Source organism: Sporosarcina sp. AD_1 (genome assembly GCF_057373025.1).
In genome coordinates this window covers 123941-148568 of the sequence record NZ_JBPVIR010000002.1, presented here as the reverse complement: position 1 = coordinate 148568, position 24628 = coordinate 123941, and the positions used below count along the sequence as shown (strand labels likewise).

General features: G+C 44.4%; 27 protein-coding genes. All 27 read right to left on the bottom strand.

What is annotated here, in order from left to right; genetic code table 11:
* Nucleotide 1: 1 nt before the first annotated feature.
* The 27 genes from ACSW3C_RS03965 to fliF all read right to left on the bottom strand — a co-directional run bounded on the left by ACSW3C_RS03965 (nt 2) and on the right by fliF (nt 24608).
* On the bottom strand, nt 2-634 hold the full coding sequence (locus ACSW3C_RS03965; protein WP_486561024.1) for a chemotaxis protein CheC: 633 nt from the start codon (nt 632-634) through the stop codon (nt 2-4).
* Entirely contained in the window at nt 624-1091 is a 468-nt protein-coding gene (locus ACSW3C_RS03960) for a chemotaxis protein CheW (RefSeq protein ID WP_486561023.1), read from the bottom strand. Before ACSW3C_RS03960 ends, ACSW3C_RS03965 begins: the two co-directional genes overlap by 11 nt.
* Before the next feature lie 15 nt (nt 1092-1106).
* The gene (locus ACSW3C_RS03955; protein ID WP_486561022.1) at nt 1107-3170 is read right to left on the bottom strand and encodes a chemotaxis protein CheW; all 2064 of its coding nucleotides are present in this window, start codon (nt 3168-3170) and stop codon (nt 1107-1109) included.
* Between the two features lie 14 nt (nt 3171-3184).
* Nucleotides 3185-4309 carry a protein-glutamate methylesterase/protein-glutamine glutaminase gene (locus ACSW3C_RS03950; protein ID WP_486561021.1) on the bottom strand — a complete coding sequence of 375 codons (1125 nt, stop codon included), beginning with the start codon at nt 4307-4309 and terminating at the stop codon, nt 3185-3187.
* Between the two features lies 1 nt (nt 4310).
* Entirely contained in the window at nt 4311-5177 is an 867-nt protein-coding gene (locus ACSW3C_RS03945) for a MinD/ParA family protein (RefSeq protein ID WP_486561020.1), read from the bottom strand.
* Complete coding sequence (gene flhF / locus ACSW3C_RS03940) at nt 5170-6285, bottom strand: flagellar biosynthesis GTPase FlhF (RefSeq protein ID WP_486561019.1); 1116 nt, start codon at nt 6283-6285, stop codon at nt 5170-5172. The genes ACSW3C_RS03945 and flhF overlap by 8 nt, the downstream gene beginning before the upstream one ends.
* Nucleotides 6285-8315, bottom strand: a complete 2031-nt coding sequence (flhA, locus tag ACSW3C_RS03935) for a flagellar biosynthesis protein FlhA (protein WP_486561018.1) — start codon at nt 8313-8315, stop codon at nt 6285-6287. The genes flhF and flhA overlap by 1 nt, the downstream gene beginning before the upstream one ends.
* A 26-nt stretch (nt 8316-8341) precedes the next feature.
* Nucleotides 8342-9433, bottom strand: a complete 1092-nt coding sequence (flhB, locus tag ACSW3C_RS03930) for a flagellar biosynthesis protein FlhB (protein WP_486561017.1) — start codon at nt 9431-9433, stop codon at nt 8342-8344.
* The gene (fliR, locus tag ACSW3C_RS03925) at nt 9426-10202 is read right to left on the bottom strand and encodes a flagellar biosynthetic protein FliR (RefSeq protein WP_238084053.1); all 777 of its coding nucleotides are present in this window, start codon (nt 10200-10202) and stop codon (nt 9426-9428) included. Before fliR ends, flhB begins: the two co-directional genes overlap by 8 nt.
* Before the next feature lie 4 nt (nt 10203-10206).
* Nucleotides 10207-10476: a flagellar biosynthesis protein FliQ gene (gene fliQ, locus ACSW3C_RS03920; RefSeq protein ID WP_238084055.1), complete on the bottom strand. Its 270-nt coding sequence runs from the start codon at nt 10474-10476 to the stop codon at nt 10207-10209.
* 41 nt (nt 10477-10517) lie between these two features.
* Nucleotides 10518-11183, bottom strand: coding sequence for a flagellar type III secretion system pore protein FliP (gene fliP / locus ACSW3C_RS03915; RefSeq protein ID WP_238084056.1), 666 nt, complete (start codon nt 11181-11183; stop codon nt 10518-10520).
* Complete coding sequence (locus ACSW3C_RS03910; RefSeq protein ID WP_486561016.1) at nt 11176-11865, bottom strand: flagellar biosynthetic protein FliO; 690 nt, start codon at nt 11863-11865, stop codon at nt 11176-11178. The genes fliP and ACSW3C_RS03910 overlap by 8 nt, the downstream gene beginning before the upstream one ends.
* Nucleotides 11866-11869: 4 nt before the next feature.
* Nucleotides 11870-12232, bottom strand: a complete 363-nt coding sequence (locus tag ACSW3C_RS03905) for a response regulator (protein WP_238084060.1) — start codon at nt 12230-12232, stop codon at nt 11870-11872.
* 20 nt (nt 12233-12252) lie between these two features.
* Complete coding sequence (gene fliY / locus ACSW3C_RS03900) at nt 12253-13461, bottom strand: flagellar motor switch phosphatase FliY (protein ID WP_486561015.1); 1209 nt, start codon at nt 13459-13461, stop codon at nt 12253-12255.
* Nucleotides 13454-14452: a flagellar motor switch protein FliM gene (gene fliM, locus ACSW3C_RS03895; RefSeq protein WP_248511273.1), complete on the bottom strand. Its 999-nt coding sequence runs from the start codon at nt 14450-14452 to the stop codon at nt 13454-13456. The genes fliY and fliM overlap by 8 nt, the downstream gene beginning before the upstream one ends.
* 45 nt (nt 14453-14497) lie before the next feature.
* Nucleotides 14498-14926 (bottom strand): flagellar basal body-associated protein FliL, encoded by a 429-nt coding sequence (gene fliL, locus ACSW3C_RS03890; protein ID WP_486561014.1) that lies wholly within the window; start codon nt 14924-14926, stop codon nt 14498-14500.
* A complete protein-coding gene (locus tag ACSW3C_RS03885; RefSeq protein ID WP_184207140.1) occupies nt 14916-15137 on the bottom strand; it encodes a flagellar FlbD family protein in 222 nt (73 codons plus the stop codon). The genes fliL and ACSW3C_RS03885 overlap by 11 nt, the downstream gene beginning before the upstream one ends.
* Nucleotides 15138-15454: 317 nt before the next feature.
* Nucleotides 15455-16381, bottom strand: a complete 927-nt coding sequence (gene flgG, locus ACSW3C_RS03880; protein WP_486561013.1) for a flagellar basal body rod protein FlgG — start codon at nt 16379-16381, stop codon at nt 15455-15457.
* Nucleotides 16382-16465: 84 nt separating this feature from the next.
* Nucleotides 16466-16846, bottom strand: coding sequence for a TIGR02530 family flagellar biosynthesis protein (locus ACSW3C_RS03875; protein WP_238084070.1), 381 nt, complete (start codon nt 16844-16846; stop codon nt 16466-16468).
* Between the two features lie 15 nt (nt 16847-16861).
* Entirely contained in the window at nt 16862-17506 is a 645-nt protein-coding gene (flgD, locus tag ACSW3C_RS03870; protein WP_486561012.1) for a flagellar hook assembly protein FlgD, read from the bottom strand.
* 2 nt (nt 17507-17508) lie between these two features.
* Complete coding sequence (locus ACSW3C_RS03865) at nt 17509-18795, bottom strand: flagellar hook-length control protein FliK (protein WP_486561011.1); 1287 nt, start codon at nt 18793-18795, stop codon at nt 17509-17511.
* Nucleotides 18796-18835: 40 nt separating this feature from the next.
* On the bottom strand, nt 18836-19441 hold the full coding sequence (locus ACSW3C_RS03860; RefSeq protein WP_486561010.1) for a MotE family protein: 606 nt from the start codon (nt 19439-19441) through the stop codon (nt 18836-18838).
* A 1-nt stretch (nt 19442) separates the two neighbouring features.
* Entirely contained in the window at nt 19443-19895 is a 453-nt protein-coding gene (fliJ, locus tag ACSW3C_RS03855; RefSeq protein WP_486561009.1) for a flagellar export protein FliJ, read from the bottom strand.
* Complete coding sequence (gene fliI, locus ACSW3C_RS03850) at nt 19895-21223, bottom strand: flagellar protein export ATPase FliI (protein ID WP_486561008.1); 1329 nt, start codon at nt 21221-21223, stop codon at nt 19895-19897. Before fliI ends, fliJ begins: the two co-directional genes overlap by 1 nt.
* A 1-nt stretch (nt 21224) precedes the next feature.
* Entirely contained in the window at nt 21225-22004 is a 780-nt protein-coding gene (gene fliH, locus ACSW3C_RS03845) for a flagellar assembly protein FliH (RefSeq protein WP_486561007.1), read from the bottom strand.
* On the bottom strand, nt 21988-23001 hold the full coding sequence (gene fliG, locus ACSW3C_RS03840; RefSeq protein ID WP_238084082.1) for a flagellar motor switch protein FliG: 1014 nt from the start codon (nt 22999-23001) through the stop codon (nt 21988-21990). Before fliG ends, fliH begins: the two co-directional genes overlap by 17 nt.
* Before the next feature lie 14 nt (nt 23002-23015).
* Nucleotides 23016-24608 (bottom strand): flagellar basal-body MS-ring/collar protein FliF, encoded by a 1593-nt coding sequence (gene fliF / locus ACSW3C_RS03835; protein WP_486561006.1) that lies wholly within the window; start codon nt 24606-24608, stop codon nt 23016-23018.
* Nucleotides 24609-24628: the final 20 nt, after the last annotated feature.

Genomic DNA, 24628 nt, shown 5'->3' with positions numbered 1-24628 from the left:
GTTACAACACACCTAACGAACGGAAGATAGTCAAATAGGATGGAGGGTCCGGCATCAAGAAGAAATGCCCGTCCACACTCGTGGATCCATCCTCGTCCTCCTCTTGCAGTTTCGTATTAATGACAATGACTTCATCACTGTACTGTGAAACTTCAATAAGCCCAAAGCTGACTATGGCACCAACCATGTCGACACTTAGTGACGGTACGGTCGGGTAGATATTCAGCCCGGTGAAATCCGATAATGCTGACAAATAGGAACCGGACAGAATGTTGCCTAATTCCTGCATAGCGGAAACGCCCATTTCAGGAATGGGATTTTGATTGAAATGAAATGAGTCGTCTCCAATGAGCCTTCGAATAAAGTGGTTGGCCGATTCGATGGGCAGAACGAAAAACATACTGCCCGATAAATCGCCTTCGATTCGCAAATAGATGCCCGCGACAATCTTTTCGGATCCACCTGCCATTTCAAACATGTCATCAAAAGACACGAGCCGCACATTCGGCACGTGCATATCAATTTTCCTGCCAAGCAATTGGGATAAGGAAGTAGCCGCATGGGCTGCTCCAATATTCCCAATTTCCTTTAGAACATCCAGATGCATGTCTGTAATCGGATTATTAGTATTCATCAGAAGACACCCGTTTCAACGGCTGCAGCACTTTATCGAGATTCAGCATAACTAAAAGGCGTTTATCTAATTTCACCACGCCGGAAATAAATTCAGACTCTACCGATCCGACAACTTCTGGCTGCGGTTCGATGGAATGAAGAGGGATATCGATGACATCGTTCGCCGCATCTACAATCAAGCCCACTTCAAAATCCTGCAAGGAGACAATAATGATCCGGTTATTATCGTCCATCTCTTTAGTTTCCAGACCGAATCGTTCCCGCAAATCCACAATCGGTGTGACGACACCGCGCAGATTGATAACTCCCTTTACATAAGAGGGTGTTTTCGGCACGCGGGTAATGGACATCAATTTTTCAATACCTTCCACGACATCGACTTCCATCGCATATTCCTTATTCAACAATTGAAACACGATGGATTTTACAGTATCTTGTCCGACTAACTCTGGCATTTCAGTCTCCCCTTCCTATTTTATTAGTGCATTGCAATCTACGATCAGGGCGACTTGGCCATTTCCGAGAATAGTGGCTCCTGAAATCGCGAAGACACTCTGCAAGTAGTTGCCCAGGGATTTTAATACAATTTCCTGCTGGCCAATAAAGGAGTCTACGACCAATCCAGCCAGCTTCTCTCCTTTTCGGACAATGACGACAGACTGGAAGCCATCTGAACGAACGTCTCCGTCTTCCATTTCAAAAATATCCTTCAGGTTGACCAACGGGACAATATTGCCTCGGAAGTCAATGACTTTTTGATTATGCGCATTCATAATATCCGATGTTTGGATGATTGCTGTTTCGATGATCGATGACAACGGAATCGCATAAATATCATTATCCAATTCTACCAACATGACCGAAATAATCGACAACGTCAATGGCAGCTGCACTTGGAAAAGGGAACCTTGCCCCTCTTTAGAATCGATGGTAATATAGCCGCCAAGCGATTCGATTGTACTCTTTACAACATCGAGACCGACGCCTCGGCCTGACACATCAGTAATCTTGTCTGCAGTGGAAAAACCAGAAGCCAAAATTAGTTCAGCCACTTGTTTATCCGTCATAGTTGCTGCGGATTCTTCTGTAATAATGCCTCTCTCCAACGCTTTGGCAAGGACACGCTCACGATTAACGCCAGCGCCGTCATCTTCCAGTTCGATAAAGACATGGTTTCCTGAATGGTAGGCACGCAGCGTGACAGTTCCCTCTTCAGGCTTGCCTTTTGCAATACGTTCTGCGGGACTTTCAATTCCATGGTCCAAAGCATTACGGATCAGATGGACGAGCGGATCGCCGATTTCGTCGATTACCGTTCGATCCAATTCCGTTTCTGCGCCGATGATTTCTAATTTGATCTTTTTGTCCAAGTCCCTTGCCAATTGTCTAACCATTTTAGGGAATCGATTAAATACCGTTTCCACCGGGATCATCCGCATATTCAAAATGATATTTTGGAGATCTCCGGACACCCGTGTCATTCTTTCCACTGTTTCATTTAAATCCGGATTATGCAGTTCAGTTGCAATGGACTGCAGACGCCCACGGTCAATGACCAATTCTTCGAATAGGTTCATCAATATATCCAGGCGGTCGATGTTCACACGAATTGTTTTATTTGAATGGCTCGCAGCAGCGTTTCTTTTGCTTTGCTGTTTAGTTGCTTCTTCTTTCGCCGGCTTTTGAGTAGTTTCATTCTCAGCAGCGATGACGTTGGAAGCTTTCTCTTCTTTGGCCCGCTTTTCCTCTTTTACGGCATCCACATAAATTGGCAACACCTGCACATGTTCAACCTCAGACACTTTCATGACTTTGGCAGAAATGGAACCTACATCTTCTTTTGTCAATAAAACAACCGTGAATTTCTCATCAAAATCTTCATTCTCCAATTGCTCGACATTCGGAATTGACTTGATTACTTCACCGGACTTTTCCAATATTTCGAAGACCATAAATACACGTGCGGCTTTGAGAAGGCAGTCTTCCCGCAATTCAACTGTTACTTCATACGCTGTAAATCCTTGTTCCGCCGATTGCCCGATAACAGTTAATTCGAATTCATCATAATCCATAGCAGGAGCAGCCAGAATATCCGTTGCTTCCTCTAAAACAGCGGCTGCAGTTTCAGCGGCTGAAGACGCTTCAACAGCATTTTCTCCAGCTTCGATGCGATTGAGTATAGAGACGAGCTCCGATACATCCTTCTTGCCTGTACCGCCAGCTTCAATATCCAGCACCATTTCTTCTAGATAATCAACTGCTTTAAACACAACATCTAAGATTTCCGTCGTCACTTCAATTTTAGAATTCCGAATTGCATCCAAGACGTTTTCCATTTTATGTGTCAAATCGGCAATGTCTTCGTATCCCATTGTTGCAGACATGCCTTTCAATGTATGAGCAGATCGGAAGACTTCATTTACAATCGCCAAATCTTGAGGATTGTTCTCGAGTTCCAGCAAATGTTCGTTGCATGATTGAAGATGCTCTTTACTTTCGTCCAGAAACATTTCCAAATATTGATTCGTTTCCATCACTAAATGCCCCCTTATTGTTTTAGGCTTTCCACGATTGTCGATGCAATGTCTTGTAAATCAACGACTTGATCGGCAAGTCCTGATTCAATGATCGCTTTTGGCATCCCATAAATGACGGAAGTTTTCTCTGACTCGGCTATGCAAATAGCATTCCTGCTCTTTTTCAATGTTTGCATGCCTGCTTTTCCATCATGGCCCATGCCTGTCATAACGACGGCGACAAATCGGGCATCCTGGATTGCGGCGGCTGATTCGAACAAAACATCCACGGATGGACGATGTCCCATTCTCGGCAGTTCCTCAGAATCAAGACGGACACAAAAAGCGGTACCAACTTTTACGATTTTTAAATGTTTACCACCGGGAGCAATATAAGCCGTCCCTGCAGAAAGCAACTCTCCGTCTGCAGCCTCTTTGACGTGAATGCCGCTGAGGCCATCCAATCGATCTGCTAAAGACTTCGTAAATCCGGGTGGCATATGCTGCACTACTAAAATAGGCACACCTATATCGGATGGGAGTTTTGTCAGAACTTCTTGTAGGGCTCTCGGCCCACCGGTTGATGTACCTATTATAACAAAAGTATTAGTTGGTTTGGTAATCTTTTTCTTTAGTACTGCCGAATTCCACTGCTCTTCTTTAGTAACATGTGCCTCCAGTGCAAGCGGGGGAACCGTTTCCGGCGACACCTGCTGGCTGCCGCCTGCCTTTTGGGTCAATGTGGTGATTTTCACCTTTGAAGCGGCTACGACTTTTTCGACAATTTCTCTCTCAACATCTTTTAAATTCAAAGAAATTGGACCGCCAGGTTTGGCAACAAAGTCGACAGCTCCGTATTCCATAGCTGTCATCGTGTTGGCCGCCCCTATTTCTGTCGTACTGGAAAGCATGACAATCGGTACCGGATTCGTTTCCATAATCCGTTTCAACGCTTCCAAACCATTCAGGACGGGCATTTCTATGTCCATGGATACGACATCAGGTTTCAATAATTGAACTTTTTCCAACGCGTCCTTGCCATTTCGGGCAGTTGCGATTACTTCGAGATCTGGATGGGAAGAAAGCATTTCTGATATCAATTTCCTCATAAAAGCGGAATCATCGACAACGAGCACTTTTTTCCGAACGTCTCGCATTCTATCCACGCCCTCTCGAAAAAAGACTTTTTAATCTTCCTAGAAAACTTTGCTCCCTTGAAGTCTCTAGCTCCCTTGAAATCCCAGCAAATGCAGTCGCGATCGTTTTCATCTTTCTGGATACCGGGGCATCCGGATAGTAAAGAAGAAATGGCTTTTGGGCAACAACAGATGTATGAACAGCCGGGTCCTCCGGCAAGAAACCTAAAATGGTTGTTTCTTTATTTAAAAATTTCGTCATTGCAAACTGCAGTCTTCTAGCAGCTTCTAACCCTTCTTCCTGTTTAGCCGCGCGATTGCTTACTAAGTGGAAACGCTTCTCCGGATCCTTTAAATAAATGAATTTCATCATGGAATAGGCATCCGTGATGGAAGTAGGTTCTGTAGTCGAAATGACAATGACCTCATCAACAGCAATAATCAAGTCTATCGAACTTTGGGTCGCTCCGGCGCCCATATCGAATAGTATGAAGTCATATTCTTGCTGCAATTGACCAAAAGCTTCCAGCAACCGGTTAAACATATCCTCTGACCAGTCCAGCACGCTATCAAGTCCGGAACCTCCCGAGATAAAAGCAAGCCCTTCCGTATCCATCGTGATGACTTCTTGAAGGGTTTTCTGGCCGCTGACATAGTCTTTCAAGCTGTAGGCAGGTGAAGCGCCAAGCAAAATATGAATATTGCCCATTCCGATATCCATATCGACAATGATTACTTTTTTCCCGCAATTTTGAAGGGCATAGGCAAAGTTAGTCGAGAAATTTGACTTGCCGACACCGCCCTTGCCGCTGACAACTGCAATGGATCGTGCCAAACCGCCCTGGGCTCTCAACATTTTAAGTCGCAATGCTTCAGCTTGATCACGCATGGGAAACACCTTTCATCAGCAGGGAAATGAGAGAATCCAAGTTAGCTTCTACAAGATCCTCGGGCACTTCCTGACCGTCCGTAAAGTACGCAACGCCCATCTGATATTCTTTCATTAAGTTAAAAATCGGGCCGATGGAGCCTGTCTCATCTACTTTGGTAAAGATGAAACGCTGGATCGGCAATGATTTAAATTGATCAATGATCGCTTTCATGTCTTCCTCTTTTGAAGTAACAGAAAGGACCAGGTACAATTCCATCTCCAAGGAGAAATCGACAAGTGACTGAAGATCACGGACAAATTTCTCTTCCTTGTAATTCCGGCCCGCTGTATCAATAAATAACAAATCGCGGTCATTCAGTTTTTCAACTGCCGATTGAAAATCACTAGCGTTATAAGCAACCTCCACTGGCGCTTGTAGTAGATTTGCATATGTGCGCAATTGCTCGATCGCAGCAATCCGATATGTATCCGTCGTAATAAAGCCTATTTTCTTCTTGCGTTCCAATAAAGCCCGGGCTGCAATTTTTGCAATCGTTGTGGTCTTGCCAACACCTGTCGGGCCCAATACATTCACATATTTCTTTGAAAAATCCGTGCCGCCGAATGGCAGCATTCCAAACTCCTCACGAAGAATCGCTTTTGTAGCTTCGACCTGCTCAGTAAGGGAAAAATCCCTTTTCTCAGCTTTCATTCTCGAGAAAATTTCATTTCCAATCCGATCAATCAAACTACGGTCTACGCTTTGACTTTCCAAATGGGATAGCAGTGGTTTAAGATCATCCGGATACTGATCCATGCTACTCATTTGCTGCATTTGCTTCAGCAGCCGTTTCATTTCTTTCATTTCTTTCGATAAATCGAGATCAGGTTTAGACGCCATCTCGGAAACCGGTTGCGGAACAATCGAAACTGCTGGCTGAACCGGTTTCGCAGCAGGCTCATCAAAGCCCGCTACCACTTCCACCGATTTTTTTTGAAACAGCCCTAAGAAGCCTTTCGACTTCACAACAGTCGAACTCAGGATGACCGCATCCTCTCCAAAGTCCGTCCTGACTTTCTTCATCGCTTCAACCATTGTATTGGCAGTATACTTTTTCATTTTCATTAAATATCCACCACCCCAACACTTTGTACTTCTATTGAAGCCTCCAGCTCATTGTAGGATAGGACTGGAATTTGCGGAAAGTATCTTTCCGTGATTTGCCTTAAATACATACGGATTGCCGGAGAACATAGAATGATCGGCGATTGATCTAACAAAGCAACCCTCTCCACTTCCCGGGCAATCGACTCCAAAATGTTTTGGGAAACGGAAGGGTCGATCGAAAGATAATTCCCCTGTTCCGTTTGTTGGATATGGTCCGCAATCAGCTTTTCTACCTTTCCTGAGACCGTCAAAACTTTCAATGATTGGTCAGCTGTCGAATATTGATTTGTTATTTGCCTTGCCAACGACTGCCGTACGTACTCTGTCAAAAGATCCACGTCTGATGTGTATTTCGAATAGTCGGCTAATGTTTCAAAGATGATCGGTAAATTACGGATCGATACATGTTCATTTAATAACTTAGCCAGCACTTTTTGAATCTCTCCAATGGATAACGGAGTAGGTGTGAGTTCATCCACAAGAATCGGGTACGTTTCACGAACATGGTCAACAAGCTGCTTGGTTTCTTGCCGTCCGATGAGATCTGCCGCATTCGCCCGGATTACTTCCGTCAAATGAGTGGAGACGACACTTGGCGGGTCTACAACTGTATATCCCATAATTTCTGCGTCTTCTTTAACAGATTCAGTGATCCACTTTGCCGGAAGGCCGAATGACGGTTCAATTGTATCGATGCCTTCAATGGAGTCATCTCCACCAGGGCTCATGGCCAAGTAATGATCCAACAGCAATTCTCCACGCGCCATCTCATTTCCCTTAATTTTGATCCGATATTCGTTAGGCTGCAGTTGAATATTATCTCGAATTCGAACAACCGGGATAACGAGCCCGAGTTCCAGCGCCAGCTGTCTACGGATCATGACGACCCGGTCGAGAAGATCCCCGCCTTGCTGCGCATCCACGAGAGGGATAAGTCCGTACCCAAATTCGAATTCAATCGGGTCGACATTCAACAAGTTCACGACATTCTCAGGACTCTTCATCCCTTCCGTCTCGACTTCTTCTTCCATCTCGAAAAGTTCTTCCGGATCTTCCTTAGGCTTGCGTGACATGAAATAAGCACCTGCAGCTAATGCCGCAGCGATTGGAATCGTCACAACATCATTAATCGGCGTAGCCAATCCGAGTAATGCGATGGTAGCTGCAGCGACATAGAGCAATTTCGGCTGCCCCAAAAGCTGCTTTGTAATATCCATACCAAGATTGCCTTCGGAAGCCGCTCGGGTAACTACAATACCAGTCGCAGTGGAAATAAGAAGCGCCGGAATCTGTGACACGATCCCATCACCAACCGTCAGACGAGAAAATTGAGTAGCCGCTTCGGCAAATGGCAATCCCATTTGGGCAACTCCGATAATCATCCCCACAAGCAAGTTGATCATTACGATGATGATCCCTGCTATCGCATCCCCTTTTACGAATTTGGTGGCACCGTCCATCGCTCCGTAGAAATCCGCTTCATTACTGACCTTTTCTCTTCGCATACGTGCCTCGACTTCTGAAATCATACCTGCGTTCAAATCTGCATCAATACTCATTTGTTTACCAGGCATCGCATCGAGTGTGAAACGGGCAGCCACTTCCGAAACCCGTTCAGACCCTTTCGTAATAACGATAAACTGAATGATGATCAATATGACGAAGACGACGAGCCCGACTACAATATTGCCGCCTGTTACGAATGTTCCAAATGTATCTACAACCCCGCCGGCATCTCCTTCGGACAAAATGGCCCGCGTCGTCGACACATTCAGGCCTAGACGGAAGAGGGTCAGCAATAGTAAAAGCGAGGGGAATATCGAAAACTGCAATGCCTCTTGCATATTCATCGCTGTCAGCAGGACAAGCAAGGCTAATGTGATATTAATAATGATCAGAAAACTAAGAAGCCAAGGGGGCAACGGGATGACGAGCATAGCAACAATCATAATGACCGCTGCTAACACTCCGATATCTTTGAACTGCATGTCATCCCCACTTTCTCAAAATAATTTCATATTTTGCGTTGTATCCGGTATACATAGGCCAATATTTCGGCGACCGTCTTAAAAAATTGTTCCGGAATGCGGTCCCCGATCTCTGTTTCATCGTAAAGAGCCCGTGCCAATGGCCTGTTCTCGACCATGACAATATCATGCTCTTTGGCAATCAATTTGATCTTTTGGGCAACAAAATCGACGCCTTTTGCTACGATGACCGGTGCGTCCATATCCTTGTCATCATACTTCAAGGCAATCGCGTAATGGGTCGGGTTCGTAATGACGACGTCCGCTTTTGGAACTTCCTGCATCATACGCCTCATCGCCATTTCACGCTGTCGCTGCTTGATGCGAGACTTGATAATGGGATCGCCTTCCGTATTTTTATATTCATCCTTGATGTCTTGTTTGGACATGCGAAGGTTTTTTTCGTAGTCATATTTTTGATAGAAATAGTCCAAAACCGATATGAATAATAAAACAAATGATGCGACGATCCCCATAAGAGCGACTAGTTGTCCGACTGTCACGAGTGTATCGTGGGGCGTCTTGAATGCAAGCCCAAGGACTTTGTCAATATTCATCATGACAATGAAGGTGGTGACCGAGCCGATAAATGTTATTTTTAATAACGACTTCAGTAGTTCAACTAATGCTCGGACGGAAAAAATTCGTTTCAACCCTTTAATCGGATCAATCTTTTTTAGGTCAAACTTTAACGGTTCCCCAGTAAAAAGCAAACCGAATTGGATCAGGTTACCTGCGACCGCTGCGATCACGGCAATCAACATGACAGGCAGGAGAATGTAAGCCATTTGCTTTACCATTTGCAAGTAGATGAGCATGACACCCTCATGATCGAGTTGATCAATGGATAGATATTCATTGAAGGTGTGTTCAAAAAAGACAAAAAAATGGTCTCTCATGAAGCCGGCAGCAAAAAACAAAAAGAGAAAGACAAACAGCAATACGATGGCACTTGTCACATCTTGGCTTTTTAAAACTTGTCCCTTTTTTCGTGAGTCTTGACGTTTCTTCGGCGTGGCTTTTTCTGTTTTTTCACCGGCAAAAAATTGCAAATCGAGCCGCAGTAACAAATCAGCCACCTCCTAAAATGATCATCAACCCACGCATGGAGGACATCATCACTTCAAACAACTTCTGCATGACGGCAATCATCACCCCAGCCATAGTAGCAAGAACTAGAAAACTGACCCCGATCTTGATTGGAAAACCGACGACGAAAATATTTAATTGGGGAACCGTCCGTGCCGTAATACCAAGTGCCAAATCCACTAAAAAAAGAGTGGCGACAATCGGGATGGACATTTGAAAAGCGATGGCAAAGGTCATGGCAAACGTTTTGACAACGAATTCGATTAATCGTTCATCCCCAAATGCTGGTACCAGATGATCTACCGCGATGAATTGATAGCTATAAAAAATGCCATCCAGCAGCATATGATGGCCATTCAGCGTCAGCAACAACAGCAGCGCAAGTGCGTTGAAAAACTGCCCGAGTAACGGCGACTGGGCGCCGGTTTGAGGGTCGATAACGTTTGCGATGGCAAACCCCATTTGAAAGTCGATGAACCCTCCGGCAATCTGGATGGCAGAGATGACGATATAGGCGATCATCCCGATAAACAGACCGACCATTGCTTCTTTCATAACGAGGAGAAAATAGGCCCCATCGATTTCAATCGGCGGAACATCCATCGTAAAGACAATCATCCATGCGAGCAGCGCTGCAAAAATAATGCGGTGCGTAGCGGGAATCGCACGATATGAAAATAACGGAACGGTTAAGATAAATGCTGATACTCTCGTCAAAATTAGCAGATACAACGGGATGGATGGTAAAAATTGTTCCATTCAATCACCCGATAAACCGAGTCAGGTTATCAAAAATATCGGAAGCGAACGAGGTAACGCGTGATAACATCCATGGGCCGAAAAAGATAATGGCGACAAGGACTGCTATGATTTTGGGGACAAACGCCAAGGTCTGTTCCTGTATTTGTGTCGTCGCCTGGAAAATACTGACGAGCAAACCCGTCACTAGCGCGACTATTAATAATGGGCCTGAAGCCAATAGGATGACCCAAACCGAGCGTTCGGCGATGGAAATGACCATTTCTCCCGACATATGGACCCTCCTGACTACTCCTGTATTATCAGTTCATTTCGCTAAAAACTTTGCAATAAGGATTTTATGATTAAATACCAACCATCGACTAAGACGAAAAGCAATATTTTAAAAGGAAGAGAAATCATGACAGGCGGCAACATCATCATACCCATGGACATCAATACACTCGCCACAATCATGTCAATCACTAGAAAAGGAATAAATATCATGAATCCCATTTGGAATGCCGTCTTCAGTTCACTAAGCGCAAATGCAGGAACGAGCATAGTAAGCGGGATGTCTTCCATCTTTTCCGGACGTTCCGCTTCATTGTATCGGAGGAAAAGCTCCAGATCCTTTTGCCTTGTATGCTTGCTCATGAACTCCTTAAAAGGCAAGCTCGCATTTTCATATGCTTCGTCCAATGTAATTTCCTCATTGAACAGTGGAGTCAAGGCGGTTTCATTCACCTGCTGAAAAGTCGGTGCCATGATGAAGAAAGTTAAAAACATGGCCAGACCGACAAGCACCTGATTCGGAGGCATCTGCTGCGTGGCCAGTGCCGTTCTGACAAACGACAGCACGATAATGATCCTTGCAAATGATGTCATTAGAATAAGAATAGCCGGCGCTAAAGACAGAACTGTGAGCAAAAGGAGCATTTTGATGGATGTTGAAACATTTTCCGGATTACTATCCGAGAAGAATTGTACAAACTCATTCATCTTTTCTGCTCTCCTTTTCCTCAAACCGCTTGATATGATGCTTTCTTTCCGCCTTCATTTGCTCAATCCGCTCAGAAAAAAGCTGTCCAAACTGACTTGCGTCCGCCTCTTTTGAAGTTGATGGTGCCACCTTCTTAAATGTCTTTGAGAAGAGGCGGTCCAATAATCCATCAGTCGGCAAATCATCACTTTCCTCGAAGAATTGTTGAAGACGTTTAATCTCATTAGGATCTGTTATCTCCTTGAGCAACTCAACATTTTCGCCAACACCTACGATATAGAAGGCATCTCCGATGGTTACAAGTTGGATGGATTTTTGCTGACCTAATGCCAAGCCACCTAAGTTTTTCATTAGTTTATTTGATTGGTAGGCTTTATTTTTGCGGTTAATGAATTTCAACAAGGCGAATAACAGCCCGATAACGAAAACAAAGGCCAATAGCGTCTTGCCATAATCGAGCCAAGACAAATCGACAGCTGCCCCGTCGTCCGGACGGTCAGCAGCTGGCTTCTCATTTTCGGTATCAGGTTTTTCGTCTTGTCCGGTATTTTTACCATAGTAATCCGAGACAAATTTGCTTGAATCGGACGCCGCTATGACAGTGGTTGATTCGTCATGAATGTAGACTATGGCAACAAGCAAGAGCGCTGATAACAAACGGAAAATGACTGATTTCTTCATTCGTTTATCCTAGGGCTTTTTGAATGGCTTCGACTACTCGGTCTGCCTGGAACGGTTTAACGATAAAGTCTTTGGCACCCGCTTGGATTGCATCAATAACCATCGCCTGCTGGCCCATAGCTGAGCACATGATGATGGTAGCAGACGGATCCTTTGCTTTAATTTCCTTTAACGCTGCGATTCCGTCCATTTCAGGCATTGTAATATCCATCGTGACAAGATCCGGTTTTAGTTCAAAATATTTTTCAACTGCTTGTGCGCCATCAGCTGCTTCACCGACAACTTCAAAATTGTTTTTCGTTAAAATATCTTTAATCATCATGCGCATGAAAGCTGCGTCGTCTACTATTAAAATTCGTTTACTCATGTAAGGGAGCCTCCTAGATTCTATCGTAAATTATTCAATCGTTCTGTTTGACTTAAAATATCTGTGATCCGCACGCCAAAGTTTTCATCGATGACAACGACTTCTCCTCTGGCAACATGCCGGTTGTTAACAAGAATATCAACCGGTTCTCCAGCCAGCTTATCCAGCTCGATAATGGAACCGCTCGACAATTCCAGAATCTCCTTCACAGAGCGCTTCGTGCGGCCTAGTTCGACCGTCACATTTAGCGGAATATCAAGCAACATATTCAAATTGTTCGATTCCGATTGGCTTAACGAAGGCGTCTCGAAATTCGCGAATTGTGCCTGTTGGACATGGACTTGCGGCTGTGGGCTATGCTGCCGTGGCGGCAATTGTGTTGCGGGCTGTCCAAAACTAGGCATGCTTTGCTGTTCCTGCTGGTATGGAAACGGGTCATGAGCTGTCTCATACGCCGGCTGTTGCTGAACATACGGCTGTTCATTTTGTACTGGTCTTGCCGGTGCTTCCACCGCTGCAGCCGCCTCATCATCCGAACTGTCGCCCAGCAAGGAACCTACTAATTTCTTTCCGAAATCGAGTGGGAATAATTGCATAATATTAGAGTCAATTAAAGTGCCGACTTTTAATTCGAATGAAACTTTAATGAGTGGATTCTCATCTGGGATATGTTCCATCCCCTCTTCCGCCTGAACATCCATCAGATCGATAGTTGGCGGGGAAATATCTACTTTTTTATTGAAAACTGTCGACATAGAAGTCGCGGCTGATCCCATCATTTGATTCATCGCTTCTTGCACCGCGCTTAAATGGATCTCATTCAGTTCTTCCTGCGGGCTGAGACCATCTCCACCCAGCATCAAATCAGCAATGATAGCCGCATCACTTTGTTTAATGACAAGTAGATTGATACCATTCAAGCCTTCTGTATACTCCACTTGGATTGCAACATAAGGATGAATAAATTCCGATTCCAAAATGGAACGGTCGATTACGGAAATAGAAGGCGTTGTAATCTCTACCTTCTGTCCTAACAATGAGGAAAGTGCGGTAGCAGAACTGCCGAATGAAATATTTCCGATTTCGCCTAACGCATCTTGTTCAATTGCACTTAAATGATCTTCGGTACGTATGTCTGCCGGGGAGTCCTTTGTCTCGTCTGCAGACGGCAAGGGCTCTCCCCTGAGCAGAGCTTCGATTTCTTCCTGGGAAAGAATATTATCACTCATCATCTTCATCCCCTCCATTCCATGTATCTATTATTTGAACAGCCATACGGTTCCGTAAATGCCCCGGTTGTCCAATGAACTTTGGCAAATCGCCAACCTTTATCGTAAGTGGATCATCAATTTTGCTATTCAGCGAAATGACATCACCCTGCTGTAAATAAAGGAAGTCTTCAACAGAGATTGTTCCTTGGCCCAGCTCGGTAATGACAGGCAATGTCGCCTGCTTCAACCGTTTCTCCAGACGCTGGCTCTGTTCCGGTGACGGTTCTTTCTTATTTGTCTGCATCCAATAACGAACCGATAAATTTGGCACGATCGGTTCCAAGACAACGTGCGGAATACAAATATTAATCATTCCGCTAGATTCACCGATTTGGATATTGAACGAGATGACCACGACTGTTTCATTCGGCGAGATCATTTGAAGGAATTGAGGATTCACTTCCATTTCGGTCAAATATGGATCAATTTCGATAATGCCTGACCAGGCTTCCCGCAGATTGTCAAATGACCGTTCAAATAGATTCGTCAAAATCTTTGTTTCAATCTCAGTCATATTATCCACTTTGCCCGGTCCTTCACCCATGCCTCCCATTAATCGGTCCAGCATGGAATAGGCGACATTCGGATTGACCTCCATAAGGATATTCCCTTCCAAAGGGGGAACTTCAAAAATATTGATCAGCGTCATGTTCGGAATCGAACGGATGAACTCCTCAAAAGGGATCTGATCGACAGAGGCGACATTAATTTGAATATACGTCCGAAGCTGTGCAGAAAAATATGTCGTCAACAACCGGGCGAAATTCTCGTGAATTCTCGTTAAACTGCGGATCTGATCCTTAGAGAACCGAAGAGCACGCTTGAAGTCATAAACTTTCACTTTGCGGGTCTCTTCGTCTTTCTTCATGTCTTCCGCCGACATTTCCCCTGTTGACAACGCGGACAACAGAGCATCAATTTCACTTTGGGATAAAATATCTCCCGACATAAGGTCACCTCCCCCGGTACTTACTTAAACAAATCCACCCTACATTTACTGGATGATATAAGAAACGATATATACTTTTTCAATTTCCCCCGATTGCATAAGCGGGTTCAATTGCGACTTGATCGAGTCCTCAAAAGCCTGTTTCCCGGCTTTGCCTTCTAGATCTTTAGGAGTCATTTCAGAGAGTTCCTGAATGACGATGTTGTTCACTTGGAAATCACGTTTTGCTAATTCTTCCGCGGCTTTTTTGTTATCCGTTTGGATTTTCAATGAAATGCGGATAAACTTGCTGCCAGCTAAATTCGTCGTAATTTCAGGTACATCGACAGACGCTTCAATAATTTGATCAATTGATGGTTCGTTTGGTCCGTTCGCGCCTTTATTAAATTGCAAAGCGAGAATGAGACCGACAATCCCAACAAGTGTAATAACAACTAAAATGATCAAGGTGATCGTAAGTGCTTTATTCTTCATCTTCTTCCCCCCGGATGTGCGGATTCGATAAGAGCTGAACCGACTGATAAAATGCGATGATACGGCGATTGACTTCGTCTATCGGATCGAGGACGACATATTTGGAGCCAGTCGTCAACGTAATCGTCGTATCGGGGAACGATTCGACTTTTTCTATGTACAATGCATTCAACGTAAACGTCGTGCCGTTCAATCGTGTAACTTGAATCATATGTAAGGGGCCGGGCGCAGAGCCGGCCCGACCCTCCTTTTATACCTATTATAAGTGTTAGTTGATTAGTAGTATATAAAAAAATAAATAATTTCAATGAGAAGCTTTTTGAAAAAATTAGTAATTCAACAGGTCCAGCCTTGCTTATTCTATCTTTCTCAACCAAGCAAACACTCTATTGTTAGATTTCAGCGCAAGGCGGTTGCTTTCGGCACAGAACAACGTGTTTTTCGATTCCAATGAAGTGTCTCACTGCCCGTAAAAGCCGCCGCCTTTGGCTTCAATCAAGTTATGCTAATGTAGTAGATTAACGAAAATTAACGCTTCAAGTTAACAAGCTCTTGCAGAATTTCATCGGACGTCGTGATAATCCGTGTGTTCGCCTGGAATCCACGCTGCGCAACGATCATTTCGGTGAATTCTTCGGATAAGTCGACGTTGGACATTTCTAGGAAACCGGATTCGATTTTACCCATCCCTTGTTCAGTAGCGACGGAATAGAATGGGGTACCGGAGTTCGAGGTTTCTCTAAAGTAGTTCGCTCCAGATTTTTCCAAACCTCCAGGATTCGGGAACTTTACCATAACTAATTGACCGGCATAACGCAATGTACCTGCTGAATCAACAAATGTAACAGTCCCATCTTGACCAACGGACATACTTTGAGCATTTGTAGGAATCCGAATTGGCTTTTCAGCAGCTCCACCACTAAATGTAGGTTTTGTACCAGTCGCATTTGTTGTTGCTACAGGAGCACTATCAGCCTTTGTAAAAGTTGTGTCAGCCGCATTAGCTGCAGCAGGATCGGCGAAACCATAGATATATTTACCATCAGAGTTTACCAAGAATCCATCATTATCCATATAAAAATTCCCAGCTCTTGTATATTGCGGATTGCTAAATGCTGTAGGTGGAGTAGCATTGCCGTCTGCTACAACGAAAAAGCCATCACCTGCAACAGCTAGGTCAAGAGTATTTCCTGTAAACTGAGTAGAGCCACCAGAGTGAATCGTATCAATTGCTGCAATCTGGGACCCTAATCCAACTTGTTTCGGGTTAACTCCACCTGTTGTGGCGGTGGAACCTGAAGCACCAGCAACCGTCTGAGAAATCAAGTCTTTAAAGATAGTCCGTCCTTTTTTAAATCCATAAGTATTGACATTCGCAATATTATTACCAATTACATCTAGCTTCGTTTGGAAATTCTTAAGCCCTGAAATCCCTGAGTACATCGATCGTAACATCTTTATTTTCCCCTCTCGGATTGTAAGTTGTAGCTACCTCTATCAGTCGGCAGTACGAAGGCATCCTCTTTTGGAGGTCCTGCCTTAGTTCAGCACAATCGTGCCGTCAATATTTGTGAAGAGTTGATTTTTCGCTTCCATGCGATCCATCGCCGTGATGACTGTTGCATTTTTCGCGCTGATGATTAGCGCGGCTTTGTCCATGAGAACCAGTGAGTCCTTGATACCTTTTTGCCTCGCTTCATTCACTTTTTCAGTGACTTGCGCCCATTCGGCATCCGTAATGTGAATGTTCCGATCACGCAATCTTTCGCTGGCATGTTTGCTAATTTTTAACGGCTGCGCTTGAATGGCGTCATTGAGCTGTTCCAAGAATGACTGCTTCGGACTTGGTGCAGGCTGTAACGACTTTCCTTGGCGGATGAACGGCTGAGATGGAACGCGATGGATGTTTAGTTGATCCATACGATCGCCCCTTTTCTATTGGCTGATGGAGACGAAACTATTTCCGTCAATTCGGCTACCATCGGCTAAAATGTATTCAAGTTTTCCTTCTTTATTCGAGACAGAAGTGACAACGCCAGTCTTTTCTTCTTCCCCATCCATGTATCCGACTGTCTTGCCAATTAGCAGGCTCGCTTCCACTAAACTATTGCTGCCAGTTCCGCCAGACATAATTTCTGAAATGTTTCCAGGTATCAGCTCCTTGCCGTCCGCCATTGTGAATACAACCGATCCATTGACATATTTCAAGGACTTGATGACGCCTGTTCCTTCATTGACAATCAGTTTGCCGTCTTCGTCTTTTTTATCAGTCAGCTCATGCCAACGAACGTTTTTTCCAACAAATTCGTTGTATTGAATAAGCTGTGACTGATTTTGCGCTTCCGCAAATTTTTGAAATGAGTTTGCCAGGTTCATTGTCTGTTCCAATGAAGAAAACTGAGCCATTTGAGCGATGAATTCGTTATCTTTCATTGGATTGGTCGGGTCCTGGTTTTGCAGCTGTGCGATCAGGATTTTCATAAACGCGTCTTTATCCATCGTACCAGGTCCTGTTTTCCGTTGATCTCTTTGTTTGTTAATTAAAAACATCGATTCCGTTATGGGTTTTTGTTCTACCACTGTTACACCTCCAATTCGATTAAATATTCCTCAAATGAAGTTTCTGTTTCAGTGGATTGCTCGTTATTACTATCCTCACCTTGCTGTTCACGCTTGTACTGTTCATTGAAAGCTTGTTCCCGTTCTTTTGTCGGTTCCTGAACTGATTGAGTAATATCGATACGATCCACTTGAACGTTCTGTTGATTGAATGCATGTCTCAATTGATGCATCTGGCTATCCAGCATTTCTTTAGCAAGTGCTGTAGAAGCAAGTATTCTCGCAGAAATAATGCCATTCGTTTCATGTAGTTCAATCCGAATTTGTCCCAGATGCTCAGGATATAACTTGATCAGCATTCTATTAGAGCCGCCGGCTTGACCAAAGTTGGCTCTCTTGAAAAGTAATTGCATTTCCTTCATCAGTGTCTCACTTCGATTCTCCTGCGTTTGCCCAGTTTGAACTGTCACCGTTTCGCTCTTGGAGACCGTTGCATGTACAGCCTGATGAGCAGAATGAACTGGCTGCTCGGTTTTGCTTTGAGAATTCGACTGATCCTTCGGTTGTTCACTTTGGCTCGAATCTGTCAAGATACGAATAGATTGTGTTTTTTGCATCAGATGCATGAATTCAATCTTATTGTTTGAAACTTTTTCCAAAGTCTCCGTAATCCGCGTGCCCGATTGTGACAAACTAAATTGCAGGCTGGCTAGTTTTTGCTCTTGTGAGAGAACCATGTCTGTTTTCGGAGCAACAATCTCAAACGCTTTTAACAGAGTTAAAACCTGAATTGAGGATGCAGCCTCCACGTTCTTTGACGTTTGAGACAGTGAGTCGGATAAATTTTCAAAAAAACGGGGAGCCACTTCGTCCACGAATCCGATTAGCGTCCATAATGGTGTTTCGCCATCAAGTTGTTCCAACTTTTCCTTTGAAAGGCCTGCCTCTTGTAACAATGACTTCAAGCTTTCCATTAGGCTGTCTGTATCAAGAGATAGCGAATCGGCAAACTCCTTGATCGTCTTAAAAACGACTGGTCCATTTTCCGAAAATGTTAATTCAGTTCCATCGATCGCTTCAAAAGCTTCTCCAAGTGAAGGTAGATCCAAGGCGTTAAACATCGCTTGGATGGCATCGATTTGTTTCCCTGCTTCTGTTTGTTGGTTCGCCGATTTATTGATTGTAAGAGACGATGCACTAGCAAAAACAGACCCAAACAATTGGCTGCCCTGGCCGACACTAGTTCCGGGAGATGAGGTCACTTGTTGAGACGTTACGCCCAATAGATTCTGCAATGCGCCGATATTCAATTCTTTTTCACCTCCCTTCAGGTTTCCACCCTTACTATCGTCATTTCGTTAGAAGGCTTGTATACTTTGCGGCATCTTCCGGTGACATTTTCTCTAAAATTGACGCTAATGTGTCCGGTTTCAGTTTTGACAAAATCTGAATTGCCTCTGCGTCGCTCATTTTTGTTATTACCGGTGCAGCTGACTTGGCTGACATGCTCTCAAACGTCGAGACGATTTCTTTCATGTCTTTTTGTGAATCGTTTTTTGCCGACTTCAGCATTTCGATTTCCGCAAGCAATTCTTGTTGTTTTGCGAGCAAGGTGTCTTTATCTTTATTCGCCTTCTCCAAATCGTTCTGGATTTTTGTCAATTCCGCTTCTTTATTTTGAATTTCCGCTTGCAGTGAAACTACCCTTTCACCTAAGACGAGATCCGTCTGAGCTTGCTCTTTGTCCTCATCCTTCTGTAAGAAAGGAATTGATTTTGTCCATTCGCCCGCTTTATCGAACACATTGACATCAGCCACTTTGGCGATGATTAGAAGAACAGCAGACGCGAAAAGGAGAGGGATTAAGACCCAAAGCAGCAATACTTGAAAAATGCCGATTGACTTCTTTTCCCCTGTGGAAAACTCCCCTGTCTTTTGTTTCGTTTGTTTGACCACATTACCACCCATTTTCTTTTCTAGTGAATTGCTGAGTGGAAAGTTCATCTAATCGATTTGCTTCGGATTTTTGCATTTCAAATTGATATCGATTGAGATCTTTTTCCTTCATCTTCTCGTATTTCTTTACTTCGATCGTCTTCTCAAGCAACTTGTTCTCGTACCAGACCATTTTGGAACGGGCTTTCATGACGAGCGGCTGCAAGGTTTCAATCCGCTTTTCTAAACTATCGATGAAGCGTGCATAATGATGGATATCTGTAATGAAAAAGCCTGTCGCCATTTTTTCCTGCTGCTCATCCAAAATATCCTCTTTTTTCTTCAGCAAGTCGTAAAGCTCCGTAGCTATTGTTTCAAACTCCTCAATAGCCAGCTTATATTCGCCTTCGGTTTCGTTTTTTTCTTGCTCACGGTATGCGAGCACTTTTTCAAATCGATAATGATACGGTTTCATCACATTCCGCCTCCCATAGCAAGTGAAACCAATTCGTCAATGCTGTCTTCCATTTGCACGTTTTCGTTATAGCTTTGTTTCAAGAACTTCGTGATGAGCGGCTCGTATTCTATCGCATCATCAATTTCTTTCGATGTTCCACGTTTATAGGCTCCAATATTGATAAGATCTTCGGACTTATCGTACGTATAATATAATTCCCGAAGTTTTTCGGCCGCTTTGACATGTTCCTGGCTGGCAATATGGTTCATTAACCGGCTGACGCTTTTGAGCACATTAATGGCCGGATATTGTCCTTTATTGGCAAGTGTCCGATCCAAAACGATATGGCCATCAAGGATCCCTCGCACCGCATCTGCAATCGGTTCATTCATATCATCGCCATCCACGAGAACGGTATAAAACGCCGTGATGGCCCCTTTATCATTTGTTCCAGACCGCTCAAGCAATTTGGGCAAAATCGAAAAAACAGAGGGCGTATAACCTCGGGTTGCAGGCGGTTCTCCAACAGCCAAACCGATTTCCCTTTGTGCCATGGCAACGCGGGTGACCGAATCCATCATGAGCATGACATTCATCCCTTTGTCACGGAAGTATTCAGCGATGGCTGTTGCAGTGAAAGCTCCTTTGATTCGCATCAATGCAGGTTGGTCGGAGGTAGCAGCCACAACAATTGTTCTTTTCAATCCTTCCGGCCCTAAATCCCGTTCAATGAATTCCCGAACTTCCCGTCCCCGTTCACCAATCAATCCGATGACATTCAGATCAGCTGTCGTATTTCTCGCAATCATGCCAAGTAATGTACTCTTCCCTACACCAGAACCCGCAAAGATCCCTACACGTTGCCCATTACCGACTGTCAGCATCGAATCGATCGCTTTCACACCTACCGCCAGTTTTTCATCTATCGGTTTCCGGCTCAAAACATTGGGCGGTTCCTGTTCTGTTCTTACAGTCGCCAAGCCTTTTGGCAACGGGCTTTGATCGATCGGCCTTCCTAAGGAATCCAGTACTTTGCCGATCAAATTCATGCCGACTTTTACTTCCAGTGGTTTGCCGGTGCACTCTACTAAGCAGCCACTTGAAATATCATGGATATTGGAATAAGGCATGAGGATCACGATTTCTTCGCGGAAGCCGACAACTTCCGCCATCATGACGGACTCCCCGCTTCCTTTATGATTCAAATGGATGAGACAGACATCCCCTATGGAACTCTCCGGACCTTGTGACTCAATCATCAGTCCTACGACACGTGCTACCCTGCCGTACTTCCTGAACGTATTCAGCTTCGGAATGACTTCGGATAATTCTCCCGCTTTTTTCACTTCATTCTCCGCCTTCCAAGATTTCCACGAGTTTTTCTTTTAATTCATTCAACTGTTCATCGACAGAGACGACAATCCGTCCGTGATTCGTTTCAATCGTACATTCAGTGGAATCAAAATCCTCATTGGCAAAAATCAGGAAAGGGACATCTGGAGGGAAAATCGCTGCAAGTTCCGTCCGGTTTTCAGAAAGCAATGGGTAGTACTCAGATGACACATACAATTTTACTTCTTTCATTTCCCGTGCTTCCTTCATTCCTCTTTTGACGATCGATAAAAATGCTTTCTCGTCTTGTTCCAGCTTTAAACCTAAAATTCGCTCTGCTGTTGAAATGGCTAGATCTAAGATGACTCTTTCTTGGCTTTCTAAATACTTCGCTGCATTTTCCTGGGACATCCGGGTTACTTCGTTGGCCCGATGAATTGCGCCCTGCATCTCTGCAAGCGCTTTGTTCCGGCCTTCTTCAAAACCAACCTGGAATCCTTCCTCGTAAGCTTGCTGCTGCAGTACATTCTTTTCTTGCTGCCATGCTTCCTGCATCGCGGCAATATCTGATGAAGCCATTTCACGCATGTGTTCGATTACGTTCTTTTCCAGTTCAATCGCTTGTCTTGCTTCGCTTAATAACAGATCCCGTTCTTTCAGCACTGCATCCATTGTCAGTTCTTCTTTCACGCCTTCCGGTGCAGGCGGGCGCAGATTTCGAATTGCAATCTCTTTTACATTCGCCGCCTCGGAATTCGTGTTGATGGAACGAAAGATTTTAGACAATGACGTCATCCCCTCCGCCTCGGGCTATGATAATTTCACCGGAGTCTTCCAATCTGCGGATGATCGAAACTATTCTGCTTTGTGCTTCTTCCACATCACGCAAACGAACCGGCCCCATGACATCCATTTCCTCCTGGAAGGATTCCGCCATGCGCTGGGACATATTTTTGAAGAGGATCTCTTTTACTTCTTCGCTGGATACTTTCATTGCCAAAATGAGATCCTCATTTTCACATTCACGGATGATCCGCTGAATAGACCGGTTATCCAATGTGACAATATCTTCGAATACGAACATTCTCTTTCGAATTTCTTCTGCAAGTTCCGGATCTTGTATTTCAAGCGCATCGAGGATTGTTTTTTCCGTTGCACGATCCACACCGTTCAACACTTGAACAACTGCATCTACACCGCCTGTTTCTGTGAAGTCCTGCGTCACTGTAGAAGATAGCTTTCTTTCTAGTACCGCTTCAATTTCACTGATGACTTCCGGTGACGTCGAATCCATCGTAGCGATCCGTTTGGCGATATCCGCCTGTACCTCTTGAGGCAATGAGGACAGTATCATTCCTGCCTGCTCCGCCTCTAAATAAGATAAAATCAGTGCAATGGTTTGTGGATGCTCGTTTTGTATGAAGTTCAGTATTTGTCCTGGATCCGCCCGTCTTGCAAAGTCGAATGGACGAACTTGCAAGGAAGAGGTCAAACGATTGATAATCGCTTGGGCATGTTCTTTCCCGAGTGCTTTTTCCAACACGGTCTTTGCGTAGCCAATACCGCCCTGTGTAATGTAATCTTGCGCGAGTGCAATATTATGAAATTCCTCAATAATTTCTTCTTTAACAGAACTGTCCACTTTTTTAACGCTGGAGATTTCGAGTGTTAGCCGTTCAATTTCTTCCTCATTCAAATGCTTATAGACAGCCGCAGACACTTCTGGACCGAGCGATATGAGGAGGAGTGCCGCTTTTTGTTTACCAGACATACCCTTTTCTTTCTTAACCACGATTCATCCCTCCATCAATCCTCGGCAATCCAAGTCCGCAATAATTTTGCAAACTCTTCCGGCTTCTCTTTTGCCATCTTTTCAAGCTGCTTTCTTCTTACTGTTGCTTCTGTTTCATGTTCCACATTGATGTCGTCTACATTCAAAGTCTCCCGCTGTTCTTCCATGATTAGTTCTTCTTCCAGCTCCCGCTCTTTTCTCCGGTTGCGGATGTAAGCAAAAACAAGAATGCCAATCACTACAAGGAGCGCAGCACCAATTGCATAGACCCACCAAGGGATGCCTGCCGGCTCGTCAGAAGCAGCAATCGCTTTTCCGTTGAATGTTTGAACAGACAATGCGATTTTACTGTTCCAATAAGTATCATCCGCTTCAGTTGGAACCAATTCCTTGTCCATCGATGTTTGAATGATTGTTCGCAAAATGTCTTGAATGTCGTTTCTCACTTCTGCCGTCATCGTAGCAGGATCTTCAGGATTCGGCGGTTCTACCATCACTTGCAAACCGATGTCTCGGATTTTATATGGACTTTCAATGATATCCTTCCTGATACGGTTCACTTCATTGTTAATGGTTTCTTCCATGCGTTCGTAGTCGCCGTTCGACATATTCCCTTCGACAAAACCTGTGCGGTTATCTGTCGGATCTTCCCCTTCAGGTGTTCCGCCAGCCACAGTGCCATTTCCGGAGAAAGTCTCTGTTACACGCTGAATACTGATCGCTAGGCTGTCCCGCTCATCATCGATCGGTTCAACCCGATTCTCTTCCCGGTTTTCCTGTTTGAAATCGATATCCGTCGTGACGGAGACGACTACTTTATCTTGTCCGACCATCGTACCAAGCATCATCTGCACTTTTCGCTGCAACTCGCGTTCAATGGTCTTTTTAATAGCCATTTGGTCCGTAACGTTCGGACCACTCGCCACATTATTGGACTTCAAGTCGTAGTATTCGAAGTATTGATTCATAATGACTATATCGTCAGTTGATAAATTCGGTAAGCTTTTCGATACTAAATTATATAATCCAGTAATCTGCTGTTCTGTAAATTGATAACCAGGTTCCGTTTTGAGCACGATGGATGCACTGGCATTTTGAACACTTTCATTCAAGAAGACGGATTGAGTTGGCAGCGTGATCATTACTTTGGCATCCTGAACGCCTTGGATTCCTTTAATCAAGTTGGCCAATTCCGTTTGCATCGCGCTTAGTTTGATCATATTAAATTCATTGTCCGTCGTTCCAAACCCGGCATTTTGCGAGAAAAACGAGTAGTCTATCGTGCCAGAATGAGGAAATCCTTCTGCGGCCAATGAAACGAGCAAATCATCCACTCGTTCTTTTGGTACAAGAATTGAAGTTCCACCAGGCGCAATTTCGTTTGGCACCCCTTGTGCATCCAATTCTTCTTTAATCCGGCCGATTTCCGCACGAGAAACATCTTTATAGAGCGTGACATACTCCGTTCTTGATAAAAAGTAGGTTAAAAATGCAGCCAGTGCGATTACCGCTACAGCAGAGCCGATATATACAGTTTTTTGAGTTTTTGTCCGACTGGACCAGAACTGACTGATGTCAGCTCGGATCTTCGCCAATCTTTCTTTCATTCTAATCCCCCGGTCAGCTT